The 19,510-nt window shown below is 46.8% G+C and carries 17 protein-coding genes; 7 read left to right on the plus strand and 10 right to left on the minus strand.

Annotation, left to right across the window (positions count from 1 at the left end; translation table 11 throughout):
* Positions 1 to 30 precede the first annotated feature (30 nt).
* On the minus strand, positions 31 to 750 hold the full coding sequence (locus LCM10_RS13580; RefSeq protein ID WP_224876806.1) for a YebC/PmpR family DNA-binding transcriptional regulator: 720 nt from the start codon (positions 748 to 750) through the stop codon (positions 31 to 33).
* 142 nt (positions 751 to 892) lie between these two features.
* Entirely contained in the window at positions 893 to 2,410 is a 1,518-nt protein-coding gene (gntK, locus tag LCM10_RS13585; RefSeq protein WP_224876979.1) for a gluconokinase, read from the minus strand.
* 348 nt (positions 2,411 to 2,758) lie between these two features.
* On the opposite strand from gntK, the gene LCM10_RS13590 reads away from it, so the two are divergent.
* Positions 2,759 to 3,610, plus strand: a complete 852-nt coding sequence (locus LCM10_RS13590; protein WP_224876807.1) for a MurR/RpiR family transcriptional regulator — start codon at positions 2,759 to 2,761, stop codon at positions 3,608 to 3,610.
* Between the two features lie 303 nt (positions 3,611 to 3,913).
* Here LCM10_RS13590 and LCM10_RS13595 read toward each other — a convergent pair whose 3' ends face one another.
* Positions 3,914 to 4,120, minus strand: coding sequence for a hypothetical protein (locus tag LCM10_RS13595; protein WP_224876808.1), 207 nt, complete (start codon positions 4,118 to 4,120; stop codon positions 3,914 to 3,916).
* A 96-nt stretch (positions 4,121 to 4,216) separates the two neighbouring features.
* Between LCM10_RS13595 and kynU the strand changes: the two genes are divergently transcribed.
* From kynU to LCM10_RS13610, 3 genes are all read left to right on the plus strand, one after another.
* On the plus strand, positions 4,217 to 5,488 hold the full coding sequence (kynU, locus tag LCM10_RS13600) for a kynureninase (RefSeq protein WP_224876809.1): 1,272 nt from the start codon (positions 4,217 to 4,219) through the stop codon (positions 5,486 to 5,488).
* A 12-nt stretch (positions 5,489 to 5,500) separates the two neighbouring features.
* A complete protein-coding gene (gene kynB / locus LCM10_RS13605) occupies positions 5,501 to 6,127 on the plus strand; it encodes an arylformamidase (protein WP_224876810.1) in 627 nt (208 codons plus the stop codon).
* 381 nt (positions 6,128 to 6,508) lie between these two features.
* Positions 6,509 to 6,652, plus strand: a complete 144-nt coding sequence (locus LCM10_RS13610; RefSeq protein WP_224876811.1) for a hypothetical protein — start codon at positions 6,509 to 6,511, stop codon at positions 6,650 to 6,652.
* 95 nt (positions 6,653 to 6,747) lie between these two features.
* Here LCM10_RS13610 and LCM10_RS13615 read toward each other — a convergent pair whose 3' ends face one another.
* Positions 6,748 to 9,000: a UvrD-helicase domain-containing protein gene (locus tag LCM10_RS13615; RefSeq protein ID WP_224876812.1), complete on the minus strand. Its 2,253-nt coding sequence runs from the start codon at positions 8,998 to 9,000 to the stop codon at positions 6,748 to 6,750.
* A 474-nt stretch (positions 9,001 to 9,474) separates the two neighbouring features.
* Here LCM10_RS13615 and LCM10_RS13620 point away from each other — a divergent pair, with 474 nt between their 5' ends.
* Positions 9,475 to 9,702: a hypothetical protein gene (locus LCM10_RS13620; RefSeq protein ID WP_224876813.1), complete on the plus strand. Its 228-nt coding sequence runs from the start codon at positions 9,475 to 9,477 to the stop codon at positions 9,700 to 9,702.
* Between the two features lie 568 nt (positions 9,703 to 10,270).
* On the opposite strand, the gene LCM10_RS13625 is transcribed toward LCM10_RS13620, so the two are convergent.
* Entirely contained in the window at positions 10,271 to 10,822 is a 552-nt protein-coding gene (locus tag LCM10_RS13625) for a GNAT family N-acetyltransferase (RefSeq protein ID WP_224876814.1), read from the minus strand.
* A 140-nt stretch (positions 10,823 to 10,962) separates the two neighbouring features.
* Between LCM10_RS13625 and LCM10_RS13630 the strand changes: the two genes are divergently transcribed.
* Positions 10,963 to 12,567, plus strand: coding sequence for an amidohydrolase (locus tag LCM10_RS13630; RefSeq protein ID WP_224876815.1), 1,605 nt, complete (start codon positions 10,963 to 10,965; stop codon positions 12,565 to 12,567).
* Between the two features lie 71 nt (positions 12,568 to 12,638).
* Here the strand turns inward: LCM10_RS13630 and LCM10_RS13635 are convergent, their stop codons facing one another.
* Positions 12,639 to 13,766, minus strand: coding sequence for a DEAD/DEAH box helicase (locus LCM10_RS13635; protein ID WP_224876816.1), 1,128 nt, complete (start codon positions 13,764 to 13,766; stop codon positions 12,639 to 12,641).
* A gap of 40 nt (positions 13,767 to 13,806) precedes the next feature.
* Complete coding sequence (locus LCM10_RS13640) at positions 13,807 to 15,105, minus strand: ATP-binding protein (RefSeq protein WP_224876817.1); 1,299 nt, start codon at positions 15,103 to 15,105, stop codon at positions 13,807 to 13,809.
* Between the two features lie 572 nt (positions 15,106 to 15,677).
* On the opposite strand from LCM10_RS13640, the gene LCM10_RS13645 reads away from it, so the two are divergent.
* Positions 15,678 to 15,944, plus strand: coding sequence for an AbrB/MazE/SpoVT family DNA-binding domain-containing protein (locus LCM10_RS13645; protein WP_224876980.1), 267 nt, complete (start codon positions 15,678 to 15,680; stop codon positions 15,942 to 15,944).
* 24 nt (positions 15,945 to 15,968) lie between these two features.
* Here LCM10_RS13645 and thrB read toward each other — a convergent pair whose 3' ends face one another.
* From thrB to LCM10_RS13660, 3 genes are read right to left on the minus strand one after another with little or no spacing between them, the layout of a single operon-like run.
* On the minus strand, positions 15,969 to 16,913 hold the full coding sequence (thrB, locus tag LCM10_RS13650; RefSeq protein WP_224876818.1) for a homoserine kinase: 945 nt from the start codon (positions 16,911 to 16,913) through the stop codon (positions 15,969 to 15,971).
* Positions 16,910 to 17,971, minus strand: a complete 1,062-nt coding sequence (gene thrC / locus LCM10_RS13655; RefSeq protein ID WP_224876819.1) for a threonine synthase — start codon at positions 17,969 to 17,971, stop codon at positions 16,910 to 16,912. Before thrC ends, thrB begins: the two co-directional genes overlap by 4 nt.
* Positions 17,968 to 19,266 carry a homoserine dehydrogenase gene (locus LCM10_RS13660; protein ID WP_224876820.1) on the minus strand — a complete coding sequence of 433 codons (1,299 nt, stop codon included), beginning with the start codon at positions 19,264 to 19,266 and terminating at the stop codon, positions 17,968 to 17,970. The genes thrC and LCM10_RS13660 overlap by 4 nt, the downstream gene beginning before the upstream one ends.
* Positions 19,267 to 19,510: the final 244 nt, after the last annotated feature.

Raw genomic sequence — 19,510 nt, forward strand, 5'->3', positions numbered from 1 at the left:
AGTATGGGATGCGCTTGATCGCTTTATCGATTATTCACCTAAGTCAACATTGTGATAAACCTGTTGAACATCTTCCAGGTCTTCAATGGCATCAATCATTTTTTCGAATTGTGCTTGTGCATCTTCAGGTAGCTCCACATCATTTTGTGCAAGCATCGTCAATTCGGCAACCGTGAATTCTTCTACTCCTGCGGATTTGAACGCTTCCTGTACCGCATGGAATTGATCCGGTTCGGCATAAATGATGACCGCTCCATCTTCTTCAATGATGTCGCGCGCATCAACATCTGCTTCCATCAGGATTTCAAGCACTTCTTCTTCCGACTTGTCTTCCACCCCGATGACAGCCGTTGCATCGAACATATAGGCAACCGATCCACTCACGCCCATGTTCCCGCCATTTTTACCAAAAGCGGCACGAACTTCAGATGCTGTACGATTCACGTTATTCGTAAGAGCATCGACGATGACCATGGAACCATTCGGACCGAAGCCTTCATAACGAAGCTCATCATAATTCTCTTCCGAACCGCCCTTTGCCTTTTCAATCGCACGGTCGATGATATGTTTCGGTACGTTATAAGTCTTTGCACGTTCCAACGTGAATTTCAAATTCTGGTTCAGGTCCGGATCTGGTTCCCCGGATTTCGCCGCCACATAAATTTCACGCCCGAACTTTGCATAGATACGACTAGTATTCGCATCCTTAGACGCTTTCTTTTCTTTAATATTGTTCCACTTACGTCCCATTTTGTTTCACTCTCTTTCAGTCTATAAAATTAAACACTGGTACATGTTGTTTGTCCCTTCCATTATACATGAAAAGTTTGTGACTTGGCTATGTGTTCGAATTCGTTCTCGGAGGGAGGAGCCCAAAACAAAACCGGCCACCCTATGGCCGGTTTCCTTCCTGATATGCACTGATTTCATCATATTCGCTTTCCAAGTGCCTTGGCAGGCGGATGAAGATCGGCATCAATTTGCGATAAGCATCGGTCGCTTTTTCATTTGGCTGATGGGAGTGGACGGCACCCACCATCGTCTTGACTTCTTCAAGTGAGCTCAACGTCCCTTGTCCGTACATACCGAGGACGACGGCTCCAAGACAGGAGCTTTCGAAGCTTTCCGGCACCTCGACTTCCTGATCGAAAATGTCGGCAAGCATCTGGCGCCACAGCTCGGACCTCGCGAATCCACCCGTTGCCTGGACGCGTGTCGGGGATCCGATCAACTCTTCAAGTGCCAATAAGACGCTGTAGAGGTTCATGACGATCCCTTCAAGCACGGCGCGGATCATATGCTCTTTTTTGTGATGCATGCCGAGTCCGAAGAATGAACCTCGTGCTTTCGCATTCCAAAGTGGAGCCCTCTCCCCAGCCATGTATGGATGGAAAATAAGTCCTTCTGATCCTGGTTCGATTTTTGAAGCAATATCGGTCAGTACTTCATATGGATCCTTTCCTAATCGCTTTGCGACTTCGGCTTCTGCAGAAGCCAGTTCATCCCGGACCCATCTGAAGATCATCCCCCCATTGTTCACCGGGCCACCGATGATCCAATGTTCATCCGTGAGGGCATAGCAGAAAATCCTGCCCTTCGGATCGGTAACGGGGCGGTCCGTCACGGCGCGGATCGCTCCACTCGTTCCGATTGTCACAGCCACCACGCCGGGTTCGATTGCGTTCACGCCGAGATTTGACAGAACCCCATCGCTTGCGCCGACGACAAATGGCGTATCTGCCGGCAATCCGAGCATGTCTGTATATTCTTCCTTCAAACCGGTCAAGCTCTCAGTCGTTGAGACCGGAGTCGATAACTGATCGGAGGTCACTCCGGCCACGTTCAACGCCTCTTCATCCCAATCCAGGTTTTCAAGATTGAACAGCCCTGTTGCAGAAGCGATGGAATAATCGATCACGTATCGACCGAATAGACGGTGGAACACAAATTCCTTGATCGAGATGAACTTCTCGGCTTTTGAACATAATTCAGCGTGTTCCTCATGAAGCCACGCCAATTTCACGAGCGGGGACATTGGATGGATCGGTGTCCCGGTCCTTCTGTAGATCTCCAGTCCATTTTGTTCTTTCTTTATTTTGACAGCCCAGTCGGCACTGCGGTTGTCAGCCCAAGTAATCGATCCCGTGAGCGGCTGACCATTCCCATCGACAAGGATCAAGCTGTGCATGGCAGAACTGAATGATACAAATGAGATTTTTTCCTCTGTCTGAAGTGTCACTTCCTTAATCGCCTTAACGACTGCCCGGAAGATTTCCTCAGGATCCTGCTCCGCCGTTCCTGGCTCAGGTGTATGTAACGGATATTCCACTCCGTGCCGGCAAAGGGCTTCCCCTTTTTCGTTAAAAAGCACTGCTTTCGTGCTCGTTGTTCCAATATCTACGCCTATCATGTGAGACATGTTCTTACCTCCTACAAGCAATGCTTTGAAAAATTAAATCAGGGATTGGTAAAGAGCACCCGTAATAATAGCAAACTACGAAAAAGAAGAATCAACTCCTTTCTTCCTTTTCCTTCATTTAGTATGAAACTGTTAGGCGATAAAAATACCTGAGATGAATACGGACCGTGAATCGCAAACATCACATTCTGTGGACGTTGGTGGTTCTAACGTGCCCTTCAAGAAGCCAATGTTATTTTCATGTTAGATCACTGGAGCACCAGATGCAATGGCAGTTACCTTCTCCTGCTATTTTAGTATAATAAAATCATGAAACCCCTTACAGGAGTGTTGCCGATTATGAACGAACATCAGCATTGTCTGGCAAGCATCCGTTCCCACTATCCACAATTCAGTGAAACAGAACGGAAAATTGCCGATTATATATTGGAAAACCCCACTCACATCATCCATTCCACCATCAATGGACTGGCTGAAGATCTTGGCGTTGCCGATTCAACGGTCTTTCGATTCTGCAAACGCATCGGATTCAAAGGCTATCAAGCGATGAAAATCGCGCTTGCCTCCGAGATCGTAACGGGACTCAAAGACATTCATGAGCGCGTTGACGAGGGGGATACTCCACAGACCATCGCATCGAAAGTCTTCCGTTCCAACATCAAGACCATTGAAGATACGCTGATGGTCGTTGATGAGAAGAAGCTGCAGGAAGCTGTAGAAGCATTGGTGGGGGCTGATTCAATTGAATTCTTCGGAAGCGGTGGTTCAGGAGTGATCGCGCTTGACGCCTATCATAAACTGATCCGAACGGGACTCCGGGTGCGGGCGACGTCAGACAGCCACATCCAGCTCATGACCGCTTCACAAATGACGGAAAAAGATTGCGCTGTCTTCATTTCACATAGTGGATCAACAAAGGACCTCCTTCAAGTATTGAAGATTGTAAAGGAAACCGGGGCCAAGACGATTTGCATAACGAACTTCGCAAAATCCCCATTAAGCCAGGGAGTCGACATCCCCTTGTATACGGTGTCGGAAGAAACGGACTATCGCTCGGAAGCCCTATCCTCCCGCATTGCCCAGCTGACCCTGATCGATACGCTGTATGTGAACATCATGATGAAACGGGAAGCAACGGGGCAGGATGCATTGAAGAAGATTCGGAGTGCAATTTCTTTGAAGCGGATTTAAGTAGTCTTATTTTGAGGATGTTAGTAATGGCGCGTGGCCGATTATGGTCCGCGCTTTTTTCAATGGTTTTTAGGAGAATTTCTTTCATTGAGCTTTTAGGTGTGGAATCTTCGAGTTTAGCCGACCATTTTTGAATGTGACTCACTACCCCTGTGGTTGTAAAGCACCACTCTTTCAATTCAAGCAAACAAGTTATTCATTCAATCACAGACATTCCTTAATTTGCTTAAACACTAAGTCATTCAAGAACAAAACTCTTTTTTTAACAAAAGTTTCAGTCATTCCGTTACTAAACTAGTTCATTCAGCCAACTAGTTCATTTATTCGATCACAAAACTCAGTCATTCCACCAACTAGTTCATTTATTCCGTCACAAACCTCAATTATTCCACCAACTTCTTCAACTATTCCGTCACAAAACTCAGTTATTCCACCAACTTCTTCAACTATTCCGTCACAAACCTCAGTTATTCCACCAACCCGAAAAACAGCATCTCCCCTTTCCATCAAACAATCAAATCACCTCCCTTGAAATGTTTTACTATTCAGATCATTTGAATTATCATTTTGGTAGAGAGAAAATAGACGAACAAAGGCGGGATTTTGATGACGATTACCAAGAAAGATGCTATAAAGCTGGACAATGAAGATACGCTAGCCAAGTTCAAAGATGAATTCTACATAAAGGAAGACCGCTACTATATGGACGGTAATTCCCTCGGCCTTTTATCCAAGCGGGCAGAGAAAGCGCTTCAAACATCTTTGGAAGATTGGAAGGAGCATGGAATCGACGGCTGGATGGATGGCGTTGAGCCGTGGTTCTACTATTCTGAGAAACTTGGGGCAAGGACCGCACCACTAGTCGGCGCGAAGAAGGAGGAAGTCATCGTTACAGGGTCCATCACCACGAACCTGCACCAGCTGATCTCGACATTCTATCAGCCCGAGGGAAAACGGACCAAGATCCTCGCAGATGAATTGACGTTCCCTTCCGATATCTATGCGATTCAAAGTCAGTTGGAGCTAAAGGGGTATGTCCATGAAGAGCACCTCGTTCAGGTGAAGAGCCGGGACGGTTATACGTTGATGGAAGAAGATATCATCGAAGCAATGAAAGAGGATATCGCACTGATCCTCCTGCCTTCTGTGTTATACCGGAGCGGGCAACTGCTTGATATGAAACGACTGACAGAAGAAGCCCACAAACGCGGGATCATCATCGGATTCGATTTGGCTCATTCCATCGGTGCCCTGCCTCATCAACTTCATGATCATGGGGTGGATTTTGCCGTATGGTGCAACTATAAATATTTAAATAGCGGCCCCGGTGGAGTCGGGGGACTGTACGTCCACGAACGACATTTCGGGAAAAAGCCCGGGTTGGCGGGATGGTTCGGTTCTAGAAAGGACAAGCAATTCGATATGGAGCATGTACTCACCGCGGCAGAATCCGCTGGTGCTTTCCAGATCGGCACCCCCCATATCCTGAGCAGTGCGCCTTTGATGGGTTCGCTGGAACTGTTTGAAGAAGCTGGGATCCATGAGCTGAGAAGGAAGTCCCTCTCTCTGACACGATTCATGATGGAATTACTGAATCAAGAGCTTCCTGAAGCTGGGTTCACGATTTGCAATCCTCTCGAAGACGAACGCCGAGGAGGGCATATCAGCTTGAAGCATGATGAAGCGGCAAGGATTTGTAAAGCACTGAAGGAACAAGGGGTGACACCGGATTTCCGTGCCCCGAACGTCATCCGCCTCGCTCCTGTCGCCCTATACTCTTCCTACGTCGACGTATGGGACACCATTCGGATATTAAAGGGCATCATGGAAAATGAAGAGTATAAGAAATTCGAAAACACACGAAATGTTGTAGCATAAAGGAGGAATATAATGAAGATCATCGATATATCGCAGCCCCTCACTAACGGAACACCGGTTTGGCCTGGGGATACCCCCTTTTCTTTTTCACTCAATTGGTCGATGGAGGAATCAAGCTCTGTCAATGTCGGGCAGCTGAACATGAGCACCCATACGGGAACCCACGTGGATGCCCCTTTTCATTTTAAGAATGATGGAAAACGAATTCTGGATCTCCCGCTGGAACGTTACATCGGTAAGGCGGTCGTGGTTTCGGTTGAACAAGCTGAAAGCATCGGGCCCGAACACCTAGAAGGCATCGACTTTGATTCGGTACAAAAAGTACTTTTCAAAACGAACGCATGGAAGGATCTGCAGGCATTCCCTGAATCCATCCCCCCGATCCAGCCGGAACTTGCTCCTTTCTTAAAGGAAAAAGGAATCCACCTCATCGGGGTCGATCTCCCATCCGTCGACCCTCTGGACAGTAAGGAGCTCCACGCTCATCACGCCCTTACCGAACATGACATCCTGATCCTGGAGGGGATCGTGTTGAACGATGTTGAGCCCGGCTATTACGAACTATTCGCCATGCCGCTCGCCCTTAAGGACGCAGACGGCTCCCCTGTACGAGCGGTATTGATTGACCGGAGAGCATGATTGGTTTAATTGGAAGCAGCTAGTGGCTGCTTCTTTTTTGTTTTTTGGGTTTTGGGTGGGTGCCAGGCACAATTCTACTGTTTTGTGCCTGGCACCTTTTGGCGAAACGGGGCCTGACTCAAAAACAATCACTTTGAGCCTGGCTCAAAACAATCCCTTTGAGCCTGGCTCGGCCACCCATGTACCTGGTACAAATCCCGCTCCATGTACCTGGTACACCCACTCCAAAAAACCATCCACACACCACCCATCGGCACCCCCCCACTCTTCACTCCCCACAAAACAGATATAAATTTCAAAAAATGTTCATAGACTGAACGTATAAAGGTTTAAAACAATGAAAAAATCACCATAACTAGTAAAGTGGAAGGAGGAAGTTGAATGGGAATCTTGACAACGATTGGGTTCATTGTGTTTTTGGGAATGATTTTAGGGGTACTCATCTATTTCTTAAGACAAGCTTTGGATACGAATGATTCGAAGCGGATCGATTCGCATAAGGATCATGACCATTTTTCGCAATAAGGGACGGCGTTTTCATTGGGAGGGGATTCTTTCCGGTGAAGACGTTTTTTATGCCCTTCATAACAGAGAAAAATCCCCGCCATGCGGGGATTTTTTCATCCATACACTTCTTTCTCACCAAGTTCCATCGAGCTCGAACACATCGGGCATTTCTTCTCATCGGAAGCCGTTTCACCGGCCTCCCGCCTTTGCCAGGCAATGCAATGCTTGCTTGTACATGACCAGGCCTCTACTACAATCAGCTTTCCGGTCCTCTTCTCCCTGGATCCACCACTTTTCGGGAGATCCTGATGAGGTTCCTCTGAGAATAAGTCACTGATGAATCGCGAGCATTTTCTCGTCTCCCCTTGATAATAAGAAGGAGAAGAAATGAAGAGCCTTTCTTTGGCCCTTGTAATCGCTACATAAGCAAGCCTTCGTTCTTCCTCGAGTGCACCCCGTTCTTTATGGGCGGCATCCTTGTAGACTTTATCCTCCAACTTCCCTGCATTCAAAGCTGAGCTGTGCGGAAGGTTCCCTTCGATCGCTCCGATAAGGAAGACGACTGGAAACTCGAGTCCTTTTGAACGGTGGATCGTCATGAGGGAAACACTATTGCTGTCATGACTCTTATTTTGATACACATCTTCATATTTCGCTTTCATTTCATCTATGAAATTGATGAAGCTTGAGATCGTATCGAATCTTTTCGCCGACCCTTCCAGTTCCGTCAGCATTTCTTTGATCAGTTCTTTTTGTTCCGTCACCACATGGGATTCCTGGGCATCGATATATTGATGATAGAATTCTTTCCGGATTTTCTTGATTGCCGTTTCGGGCGATACCTCCTGAAGGGATTTGATGAATTTCATCCGTGTTTTGATGTTTTTCACCTGAAAAGGCTTCAAGCCGTTCATGGTTGTCAGGTGGATGAGCGGATACTTCTTTCGGACCTTTGCATCCTCCTGCAGGATATGTTCCATCCCCTTTTCCCTTCGGATGAACATGGTAGGCAGGATATTCCCGATTGCATCAAAGTTCCGCGGAACGATGCACAGTCTTAAATAATCGATGACGGGCTTCACCGTCCAGTTCTCATAGAAAAGTGAATCTTTCTGGCTGTAAGGGTGAAAAGGGATTTCCTTCATCAGCAGCTGCTCAAATACGGCCCGTCCGCTGCTCATCGTCCTGTGAAGGATTGTCATATCCTTGTAGGAGTAACCTTCTTCCACCAATTGTTCGATCTCCTTCACGACCCAGACGGCTTCTTCGTCTGCCGTGGCTGGCCTTGCGTATAACGGCTGCTTCTCTTCTTTCTTTGTTGCAATCAGCCGCTTATGCCGCCTGTGCTCATTACGATCGATGACCTCATTGCCTAGTCCTATGATGTAAGCATCGGAACGATAATTTTCATTGAGTGTCACAATCCTCGCATCCGGGAATTCCTGATCGAAATCAAGGATGAACTCATTTCGGGCCCCATTGAATGAGTAGATGGTCTGGTCGTCATCCCCTACAACGAACAGGTTCCCGTGGGCCGCAATCATTTTAATTAATTCATATTGAATGAGATTCGTATCCTGGAACTCGTCCACCATCACGTATTGAAAGCGATGCTGGAGGCTTTTCAACAGATTGGGGTTACGATCGAGTAACTCATAAGCCTCTGTCAGAATATCGTCGAAATCCATTTTATGATTCCTGCGCTTCCATTCTTCGTAACGGATCAAGATGTTCTTGATTTCTTTTTCAGACTTTGAAGAGTCCGGCATTTCACTGATGTTGAGCTTGTTCAATTTATAGTGCGAAAGCTTGGCAAGAAGGGTTTCCGCGTCATACGGGTCATGGATATTCATTTCACGCTGCAGTTGCTTCAAGATGATCTGCTTGTATCGCTCATTCCCGATAATCTCCTGTGTATAGTGCCTAGATCGAAGCAAATACAGGAATAATGCATGGAAGGTACTCGCCTGTACACCCTGACCCCTACCTTCTATACCTGGCAAGGCATTGATTCGCTGCTTCATCTCATCCGCCGCTTTTTTCGTAAAAGTGACAAGTAGGATGTTCTGCGGCATGATATTCTTCACGTCCATCAAATAGCCGGCACGGCATACAAGGACCGTCGTCTTCCCTGTACCTGCCCCGGCTAGGGTAAGACAAGCCCCCATCCCATGTCGGACAGCTGCAATCTGCGCTTCATTCAATAAAATGCCCGCTTCTTCTATTTTCCGAAAAAAGAAGGCATCCTCATCATCTGGAGATACGAGATCCTTCGAGGTTTGCCCTTTATGTAATGAGGCAGAAGGGATTTCCTTCTTCTCTGCTTCAAATGGATAGATCGAGTAATTCGTCAGTACTGTTTTCAACACACATTCTCCTTGCTTACGTGCAAAAGTAAACTTCCGTAACAGATAACTTTTCTATCATAACAAGTGCTTCTCTCATCCCGCAATCGATTCTGGAGGTTTCTACGAATAATCAATTTCTTCCAATTCAATTAAACAACTGTTTAAACCATCAAACTCCCGGTATCATAGGGGTTCGGGGAGTTAATCAAACGTTTGTTTAAAAATAATCCTTAAAAGATTGAGATGGCGCGGTTGTAGTTAAACAACTGTTTAACTCGTTAAAGCTTGATGTAAAAAGGTTTTTTCCTGTTAATCAAACGTTTGTTTAAAAACGAAGATGCGTTCACGCTGCCCATCCCCCTGGAAGGCGACGCTTTTCTACGTTCTTCACACGGAGGTTAGGGGTATGAAAACAAAAATTTCTTCGCTAGAACTCTCTGTTTCACGATTAAAAAATAGCTAAAAAAGGTAATGGAACATTAGGTGATAAACGTGAATCTAAAAAAATGGGGATTTACCCGCCGCAATTCGATCAAAGCTGAATTCGACCTCTTCCCTCATTCACTCGTGATCCTTAGGAAAATACGAACCTTCTATTTTGTTTATCAAGTTCACTGGTCACCCCTTGATCCAGTTGTTGAAACAAATCACTTGGAAGAGATGGAGCTGCTGGTGAACCGGGAACTTGGATTTGAACATGCTTATGTAAGCAGACGGTAATGTGACGGTCAAATCAAAATAGTGAGATAGACTGCGAAAAACAAAGATAATAGGCTTTCCCTCTAAGATTTCTGCCCAATATCGGAATAAACGGACTTTTCTGAACATTTAAATAAAAAAAGAAATTTGATACGATGTATTTAACAAAAGATTAACACAATCTTTAAGAAAGGCGTGATTCCAATGACGTAGCGAAAGCAAAGCATGTCAACATCACATCTGGCAACTGAAGTCGGCCGGTGAAAACTGATTTCAAGATGTGTGGATATGCGGGGACGCGCAAATCTTACTTCGGGAGATGATTCCAATGAAGAGTGTAAGCGAAGCATGCTAGGATCATGATGCAACGGAAGGTAGCCCGTGAAAACTATCTTCGCACCATGTGGGCATGTGGGGATGCAGGAGCAAGAAAAAAATAAACTAACGAACATGCAACACCATTAATGTAAATTAATTGAATGTTTAGTATGTCTATTAGTAAGAAAGGATAGAACGTGTAATTGAATAAGGTTTACTTAAACTGAGACGCTGTTTATGTGATGGTTACATAGACAGCGTCTCAAACTGTTTACAGATACTCTTCCTTTAAAATCGAGCAAACCGCCGCATCGCAGAAAACCCCTTTTTCAAATGCCGCTTTTCTCAGTACACCCTCAAACACAAATCCCGCCTTCATGAGACATTCCTTCGATGCAGTATTGTCAGGGTCATAGAATGCTTCTATTCGATTGAGCGACATGTGCTGGAATCCATACGGAATGACCTCTTTCAACACTTCCGTCATGACCCCCTGCCTCCAATGATCTGGATGCACTTCAAATCCGATTTCCGCTTTATAATGCTCCTTCTCCCAACAGTGGAACCCGCAGCTTCCGATGATTCCACCCGTTTGCTTGTCGGCAATCCCCCATCTGATGCCTTCACTTCTATCAAATTTCTCATTCCACTTCCGGATGAGATCCTCTGCTTCGCTTTTTTCAGTGAATGTATCCAGATCATAATATCTCGTTACTTCATCTTTAGAGAAGTAGGAGAATACATTCTGTGCATCCCCCTCTTCCATTTGCCTCAGAACATATCGATCTGTTGTTAAAATCGGGAAGTTACGTGTTTCGTTCATCTATAAAACTCCTTTGAATAGTCTATCCACACTATTCAATAGTAAGATTGATAAAACCTCTTTTTTTGAAAAATATGGTGTTTTTTCAACGTGTGGCATTCTGTATAATATCAATAACAACCAAAAAAAGGATGAGACGAATGAAAGCAGATAAAATCATCAAAAGCGAGGCGGTTTTTACAGGCACATCCCTTCTTCCGTTCCCGGGATTTGTTGCCATAAAAGAGGATCTGTTCATCGGGACAGGGCCCCTCTCCGAATTGGATCGTTATGTGGATGCTTCCACCACTGTTCATGACATGGGGAACGGATTGGTCATGGCCGGTTTCCATGACTTTCATCTCCACTTCTTCCTCGGTGCGATGTTTGAAAGCTTCTGTAAACTGACAGATGGCCTGACGGAGGACGAAACGGCAAGGATGATAAGGGATTACGCCTCACAACACCCCGACGATGAATGGATTTTAGGATTCGGATGGCATCATGTGCGCTGGCCCGGTCAGAAGCTTCCTACCCGACATTCACTGGATCGATATCTTCCGGACCGGCCCGCGATCTTGTTGAATGAGGAAGCGCACAGCGCCTGGCTGAATACAGCCGCACTCGAGAAACTGGGGATCGACCGCTATTCACCCGAGCCCCCTTTCGGCAAAATAGAAAAGGATGAAAACGGCGATCCGACAGGCTTTTTATACGAGACCGCGGTTACATATGTGACAAGGGCATTCCAATTCAATGATGACGTGAAGAACAAGCTGATGGAAAACATGCTGAAGAAAACGGCGTCCCTCGGAATCACATCAGTGTCGGATATGCTCCCCCTTCCCGGTTATACACTCGGAGCCCCGTCGTTATACCGTCGATTTGAAGAAAAGGGGCAGCTGACAACGAGGATCCACTTTCTTGATGTGATGGATGGAAACCTGGAACGGAGCCGTTCATTACGGGATGAGTATCAATCTGGACGGGTGCAGTTCTCAGGGTTGAAGCAATTCCTGGACGGAGTGCCCCTTACGTATACCGGGTTGCTGCTTGAACCTTATTCAGACCGGCCCCAAGAACGGGGTGGGACGATTTATGAGTATGATCAGTACAGGGAGTGGATCGATGCGGCCGATAAGGAAGGCTTTCGAGTAAGGCTCCATGCGTGCGGTGACGGTGCTGTCCGGTTGGGACTGGATCTCTTCGAGCATGCTGCACGTGAGAACGGTGCCCGTGACTCCCGCCATACAATCGAGCATATCGAAGTATGTCATCCAAATGACTTTCACCGTTTTCATGAGCTAGGAGTCATCGCCTCCATCCAGCCTGAACATCTGGCTGCAGGGTCGATGGACACCCACGCTTACCTGGACCGGTTGGGACAGGATCGCTCCCGTTTCACTTGGCCGATCGGTACACTGGAAAATCACGGTGCCCCGGTTGCGTTCGGCACGGATTTTCCAATCGTGGATCTGAATCCGATGCTTGGTATTTACAGGGCCGTCACCCGCCAGCACGAAGATGGTTCACCACAAGGCGGCTGGAATCCCGAAGAGAGGATTTCATTGGGTAAAGCGCTGATTCACTATACGAAGAGTCCAGCCTACGGCAATTTCCGTGAGAACGAACTGGGTACGATCGAAGTTGGTAAAAAAGCGGACCTCGTCGTGCTCGATCGTAATCTATTCGCAGTGGAGCCAGAGGAAATCCTGGAAGCCAAAACCATCATGACCATCATGGATGGTGAAATCGTCCACCGTTAAATTCATCCATGCATCAAAAGAAGGTACGTCCCTCATCGCTTTAAAGCGATGAGGGACGTACCTTCAATTTATTACTTAGGATCCTTTAGGCCTCCGCCGTGGATGACTTTTTCGTGGAATGGGAGGTTCAGTTCTTTGCTCAGTTTTTCCATGAAGCTCTGTTCTCGTCTTGAAACGAGTGAAATGACGGTGCCCTCTGCACCCATCCGACCGGTTCTTCCGGAACGATGGATGTATTGCTTCGTATCTGTCGGGAAGTCAAAGTGGATGACGTGGGTAACGTCGGTGATATCGAGTCCGCGTGCCGCAACGTCTGTTGTCAGAAGCAACGATACCTTGCCCGCGCGGAAACGGTCCAGTGCTTGCTTCCTTTCCATCTTATCCGACTCGCCCGCAAGGACTTCAAGCTCCACTCCCCTATATCTCAGCTTTTCTTCTGCCTCGGATAATTTTTCAAGCTGATTGAAGAATACAAGCGCTTTGACTCCATTAAAATGAGCGATGCTCCTCAACGCCTCGATTTTATCACGGAGCTCCGTGTAGATAAACAGATGGTCGACTTTCGGATTATCGAGATTCGCCTCCATCTTGATGACCTCATGATTCTGAAGGAGTTCCGATGCAACTTCTTCCGTCCGGTCGGATAGCGTTGCAGAGAAGAATAATACTTGACGCTCTTTAAGGGTCGAGTTGATGATATCCTTTACTTCACGGATATGCTCAGGTCCGACCATCAAGTCAAACTCATCGACGACAATCGTTTTGACTTCATGCATCTTCAATTTTTTCAGCTTCATCAGCTCCAGCAAGCGTCCAGTCGTGCCCACGACGATATGAGGCTTCTTTTTTAACTTCTCGACTTGCTTTTTGATATTTGCTCCACCGATGAAGGCAGCACTTGTTACATCGCTTCCTTTTGCCCATTTCTGGATCTCTTGATGAATTTGCATGACCAGTTCACGGGATGGTGCAAGGATGACTGCTTGTGCCTGCTTGCGACTCGGATCCACAGCCTGGATGATCGGCAGTAGGTAGGCAAGTGTTTTACCCGTTCCTGTCGGCGATTCACATACAACATCCTTTCCGTCTAATATGAGCGGAAGCACACGCTCCTGCACAGGAGTCAATGATTCGAAATTGGATTCTTCCCAGTTTTTTTGTAGAAATGGTGCGCTTATCATTGTAGAATTTGAATTCATTTGATTTATTCCCTTTCCGTTTCCGGCAACCGTTCGGGGCTTATCCCTCCCATAATGGCAGGCATATTTTCACGACGGTACCTATCTGTTTTTCACTTTGAAAGACGATCTTCCCTTTATGCTTTTCAATGATTTTTTTGCATATGGCCAGTCCCAATCCGGTTCCTTTTTCCTTTGTAGAATAAAAAGGCTCTCCGATCGTCTCGATTCTTTCCGGTTCCATCCCGACCCCGTTGTCAGAAACAATCACAAGGGCCTCGCCGTCTTTCTTATCAACCGAGATGGCTATCTTTCCTTTGCGGTCAAAAGGTATCGCTTCGACCGCATTTTTAATAATATTAATGAAGACTTGCTTCAATTGATTGACTTCCGCTTTAACATACAACGGTTCAATAGCTTTAGGAGTATATTCGATTGAAATATTGTCAATATTCGCTTGCGCCTCCATCAATACGATCACTTGCTGGAGGATGAGATCAACATCTTCTGTCTGATAATGCTCATCCTGTTGTTTACCAAGGATAAGCATCTCACCTGAAATCAAGTCGATTCGATCCACTTCTGATTGCATGATGTCCAGATGCTCGTCGTTTACGGTCCCAGTCGTTTTCATCAATTGCAGGAAGCCTTTGAGTGATGTCAGCGGATTCCTTATTTCATGGGCAACGGCTGCAGCCAGTTGCCCGATCACGGACATCTTCTCGGATGCGATCATCATCTCTTCATTCTTCCGGAACTGGGTGATATCCCTGCCGATGACGAATACGCCTGTCACTTCCCCGCTTACAATGATGGGAATGAAGGAGCAGCGCAGGATTTTGATTTTATTATCCCTGGTGCGGATATTGGTTTCAAACATAGACCCTTTTCCAGATAGGGTTTGCATGAAATGATCCGTAACACCCTTCACATCTTCCTCGTCCAGGAATCTCCCCAATTCAATGGCTTCCAGCTCTTGCTGAGTAGCTTCCAATAAAGATTCGGCTTCTGGATTGACCGACATGATTTTCCCTTCCATATCCAGTTCAAACACTCCATCCGGATTATGTTTGAACAGGGAATGATAATGCTCATGCTGGATGAATAATTGACGTTCCTTCTTCCGCAAGCGTTCATTGGAATCAATGATCTCTTTGGTTCTTCGGAATACAAGTAGATAAAGGATGATCCCGGTTACCAAAACAAAGAACCAGCCTTTGTAGCGTTGAAAATAGATGTACAGATTCAGCTTTTCATGGGCCAGAACCACCGAAAAATAGTCTGACAGCAAGATCCACAGGATACCGAGCAGGACATAAACAAACGTTACTCTGAACGCAATCTCCTTGGCTTTTTTCATATTGAGTGGTTCACCTAAATTCACAATAGTATTACCTCTATACTTTCACAAATCTTGCCAGTTTATTACAAATTACTCTTACCTCACCCCAAATGAACTTCTTCTAGAAGGAGTAAATGGACAGGCTATGGAGAATAAAGGAGAACATGATGACCCGGAACGAGACGGATAATATTCATCCCCCCCCTCACCTGCCATACCGGGATGGTAAGCAAAGGCACCGGCATGGTTCCCTAGATCCCGGACATTCTCAGGACGGGACTTCCTTCCAGACGTAGGCCCTTCTCCATGCTCTTCTTCTTTTACAACACCAATTATAATAACATAGCGAATCAATGAGGGTATGATAAATAATAAGAAAACCCCTCGGAAATCGCTTTGATTTCTCTATTCCCTAAAGAAATCCCCATGTAAACGTTCACCTCTCATCCATATGTCCCATTTTCTAAAGAAAAACGTTTAACACCCCTCTGTTTCGGGTTAAGTGGTATATATGATAAGGTCGGAAAAGAAGGAAGGTGTTTCCAGCATTCGAGCCAATTTACAAAAACAAAACCTTCAGTAATAGCGGAATGATCACCTTGCCAAAGAAGTGGCGACAGCGGTTTGGATTGGTTCCCGGCAGGTTGGCGGAAATCTCTTATCAGAATGATTCGATCCTTATTAAACCGGCACGTGAGAACTCCACCAATAACAAACGCTACATCTCCGAAAAGGGGACCGTCCATATCCCAAAGGAGCTTCGAGAAGAAATGGGCATCACGCCACAAGCCCCTTACAACCTACACATCAACGAAATTCATAATTGCTTCATCATCACCACCAGTAAAAACCATTAAAACGAAGGTCCGTCCCCCGTCGCGTTAAAGCGATGAGGGACGGACCTTCGTGTGGTCAGCTTCTTTTATATTCACTGTACTTCCGGTTGAATTAATGGTTAGCTTGCGGACATCCATGGTTGGAAAGGCTTGCTGTAACTGTCTCCACAGCCAAGCGGCGGACTCCTTTTCAACAAAGCAGGCAATCGTCGGACCTGCGCCGCTGAGTGCCGTCCCAAAGGCGCCATATCTACTCGCGACCTGTTCGACTGCTTCATAATGAGGAAGAAGCTTCTTCCGATAAGGCTGATGGTATCGGTCCTCTTTCATCATCCTCCCTGCAAGTTCCCAGTCACCGCTGATGAAGGCGGCTACCAGTACATTGGCTACGGAACCGGCTAAGACAGACTCCTTGAATGCCATTTCTTTAGGCAGCACCCCCCTCGAATCAGATGTCTTCAACTCCGTCTTTGGAATGACGGTGACAATCTCGATTCCAGAACTCTCAAGGGGAAGAAGCCCAACACCCGATTCGGTCTGACAACTCACTACAAATCCTCCATAAAGTGACGCTCCGACATTATCCGGATGCCCTTCATAACCCGTGGCAATCCCCAGCTTCTGCTTCAAAGTCAGATTCAACCCGCAGGATGCATCCGCAAGTTCGATTCCTGCCACAACAGCAGCGGCACTGGACCCCAGTCCCCTGGTCAACGGAATATCACTCTTGACGTATAGCTGGCATGGATGGAGTGACTTGCCATTCTTCTCCGCCACGTCCATCGCCACTTGGACGATGAAATGGGTTTCGTCAGAAGGAAATACTCGAAGCTCAGGCGATAGCGCCGTCACTTGCCAGCACTCCGACTCTGTCGCTTCGACCGTCAAATACAAATCAAGTGCCAAGCCAAGCGAATCGAATCCCGCCCCTAAGTTGGCTGTACTTGCCGGGACGGTAATCTTCCAAGACCGATTATCCCTCTTCCTCATACTCCGATCGTCCCTTTGATGTAATCCTTCACCTTTTCTTTATCATTTGGTAGCCTGACTGGCTGGACGGGGCTGTAATCCATGGCCGTGACCGGGTCCTTCAACCCATTCCCTGTCAGGACCGCCACTACCCTGCTTCCTTTATCGAGCACACCCTTATCAAGACTCTTCTTGATCCCTGCAATCGAAGCACAAGAAGCAGGCTCGGCAAAGATCCCTTCCTTCTTGGCAAGCAACCTGTACGCCTCGATGATTTCCTCATCGGTCACTTCGTCAATATGACCGTCCGATTCCTTCAAGGCATCCACGGCATAATCCCAGCTCGCCGGATTGCCGATCCTGATTGCCGTCGCAATCGTTTCAGGTTGCGGGAACACACGGTCATGAACCAACGCGGCCGCTCCCGAAGCTTCAAACCCAAACATTCGCGGCAGACTTGATTGCTCACGCTGACTGTATTCCTTGAATCCTTTCCAGTAGGCCGAAATATTACCTGCATTGCCGACCGGGATCGCAAGGACATCCGGCGCTCCACCCAGGCCTTCAACCACTTCGAATGCAGCGGTCTTCTGCCCCTCGAGGCGATATGGATTCACGGAATTCACCAGTGTCACGGCTTCAGTTTGACTTAGTTCCCTGACGATTTTGAGCGCTTCGTCAAAATTGCCTTCGATCGAGATGATTTCCGCTCCGTACATGACCGCCTGGGCAAGTTTGCCCTGGGCGATCTTTCCTTCAGGAATCACAACGATGCATTTCAGCCCCGCCCTTGCGGCATACGCCGCAGCGGCAGCCGATGTATTTCCTGTCGAAGCACAAATGACCGTTGAGCTCCCCTCCTCAAGTGCCTTGGCGACCGCAAGTACCATTCCACGATCTTTGAATGAACCAGTCGGATTTGCGCCTTCGACTTTTGCATAAAGCTCGATTCCCCATTCGTCCGATAACGTTTTTAATTCAATCAAGGGAGTATTCCCTTCATTGAGGCTCAGAGGAGGAGTCTCATCCGTGACGGGCAGAAACTCCCGATATTGTTCAATCAGACCTTTCCACCTCATCCTTTCTCTCCCCCTTCCACTCGGTATGAGCTCTCAATTGAATGAATCGCATGATAATCCTTCAACTCCATCAGGATATCTTCATAATGATCAAGTGATGCTTTATGGGTGACGAGCACGATCTCAGAATAGCCGGCACCATTCAATGGGTTCTGAAGGATCTTCTCGAAGCTCACTCCATGATCTGAAAAGATGGATGTCAGCTTCGCCAGCACCCCGATTTCATCCTGGACATGAAGGCGTAAAAAGTATTGAGATGAAATTTCATTACGCTCTTTCAACTTTTTCGGATACTGAGGGCTCACTGCACTCTTCCCTGTCACACCGAGCCTCATATTCTTCATGATGCCGACCATATCGGAAACGACAGCCGTGGCAGTAGGGAGACTTCCCGCACCAGGTCCGTAGAACATCGTTTCCCCGACCGCTTCCCCGTACACATAGACCGCATTATATTCGTCATTTACAGATGAAAGTGGATGATCGTTCAGAAGCAGGGTCGGTTCCACACTCACTTCCACTTTTTCACCATCCCGATGTGCATATCCGATGAGTTTCATCGTGTAACCGAATTGCTCCGCGTATTCGATGTCATCTGCCGTCACTTCGGTGATGCCCTTCATTTTCACATCGGCAAGGTCCACATTCATCGAAAAGCCCAATGTCGACATGATGGCCATTTTCCTTGCCGCATCCAGCCCGCCGACGTCAGCAGTCGGATCTGCTTCGGCAAAGCCCAGCTCCTGCGCTTCCTTCAAGACATCCTCGAAGGTACGTCCCTCTTTCGTCATTTTCGTCAGGATGAAATTGGTCGTCCCATTGACAATCCCCATCATTTTGGTGATGCGGTCGGATGCTAGACCATCTACTAAACTTCTTAAAATCGGGATCCCCCCGGCAACACTTGCTTCGTAAAAGAGATCGCATTCGTTTAGAGACGCGATTTTCAATAGTTCCGGTCCATGGACGGCCATCAGATCCTTGTTGGCCGTCACCACATGTTTTTTATTCTTCAACGCTTGGAGGAGATGTTCCTTCGTCGCTTCGATCCCTCCCATTACTTCGACCACAATATCAATTTCAGGGTCGTTCAGGACATCCGCCGGATGCAAGGTCAATATCCCATCCTCGATCGCAAGTCCCCTATCCTTTTCCAGGTCCTGCACAAGGGCCTTTTTCACCTGTACTGGACAGCCGATTTGATGCGAAAGTTTATCCTGGTGATTCTCTATGATTTTCACTACTCCGGCCCCCACTGTACCGAGTCCTAAAAGTCCGATCGAAATTGATTCCATAAGTCGAAAACCTCCAATTGTTTATTTCTGGTGTACATTTGTATTTGTATAGTGGACATTATAGTAGAAATAATTTCCTATTACAATACCTATTTTCTGAATTTTCTAATGTAAGAGCTTTCTTTATTGATAGATCGGGATAATAAAAAGTTGGTTGGATTCCGTTTTTAATTTTAGCTTGTCAAGCTTTGTCTGATTGGATTGCTGGTGATGTGCTGTTCGGTATGGAACGGAACGGATCGGT

Origin of the sequence: Rossellomorea aquimaris (genome assembly GCF_020171925.1) — a bacterium.
Classification (GTDB): Bacteria; Bacillota; Bacilli; order Bacillales; family Bacillaceae_B; genus Rossellomorea; species Rossellomorea aquimaris_F.

What these genes read in the sequence shown, in the direction of transcription:
- LCM10_RS13580 (WP_224876806.1), bottom strand. Translation starts at nt 750, where the DNA reads ATGGGACGTAAGTGGAACAATATTAAAGAAAAGAAAGCGTCTAAGGAT.
- gntK (WP_224876979.1), bottom strand. Translation starts at nt 2,410, where the DNA reads ATGATAGGCGTAGATATTGGAACAACGAGCACGAAAGCAGTGCTTTTT.
- LCM10_RS13590 (WP_224876807.1), top strand. Translation starts at nt 2,759, where the DNA reads ATGAACGAACATCAGCATTGTCTGGCAAGCATCCGTTCCCACTATCCA.
- kynU (WP_224876809.1), top strand. Translation starts at nt 4,217, where the DNA reads ATGACGATTACCAAGAAAGATGCTATAAAGCTGGACAATGAAGATACG.
- kynB (WP_224876810.1), top strand. Translation starts at nt 5,501, where the DNA reads ATGAAGATCATCGATATATCGCAGCCCCTCACTAACGGAACACCGGTT.
- LCM10_RS13610 (WP_224876811.1), top strand. Translation starts at nt 6,509, where the DNA reads ATGGGAATCTTGACAACGATTGGGTTCATTGTGTTTTTGGGAATGATT.
- LCM10_RS13625 (WP_224876814.1), bottom strand. Translation starts at nt 10,822, where the DNA reads ATGAACGAAACACGTAACTTCCCGATTTTAACAACAGATCGATATGTT.
- LCM10_RS13630 (WP_224876815.1), top strand. Translation starts at nt 10,963, where the DNA reads ATGAAAGCAGATAAAATCATCAAAAGCGAGGCGGTTTTTACAGGCACA.
- LCM10_RS13635 (WP_224876816.1), bottom strand. Translation starts at nt 13,766, where the DNA reads ATGAATTCAAATTCTACAATGATAAGCGCACCATTTCTACAAAAAAAC.
- LCM10_RS13640 (WP_224876817.1), bottom strand. Translation starts at nt 15,105, where the DNA reads ATGAAAAAAGCCAAGGAGATTGCGTTCAGAGTAACGTTTGTTTATGTC.
- LCM10_RS13645 (WP_224876980.1), top strand. Translation starts at nt 15,678, where the DNA reads ATGATCACCTTGCCAAAGAAGTGGCGACAGCGGTTTGGATTGGTTCCC.
- thrB (WP_224876818.1), bottom strand. Translation starts at nt 16,913, where the DNA reads ATGAGGAAGAGGGATAATCGGTCTTGGAAGATTACCGTCCCGGCAAGT.
- thrC (WP_224876819.1), bottom strand. Translation starts at nt 17,971, where the DNA reads ATGAGGTGGAAAGGTCTGATTGAACAATATCGGGAGTTTCTGCCCGTC.
- LCM10_RS13660 (WP_224876820.1), bottom strand. Translation starts at nt 19,266, where the DNA reads ATGGAATCAATTTCGATCGGACTTTTAGGACTCGGTACAGTGGGGGCC.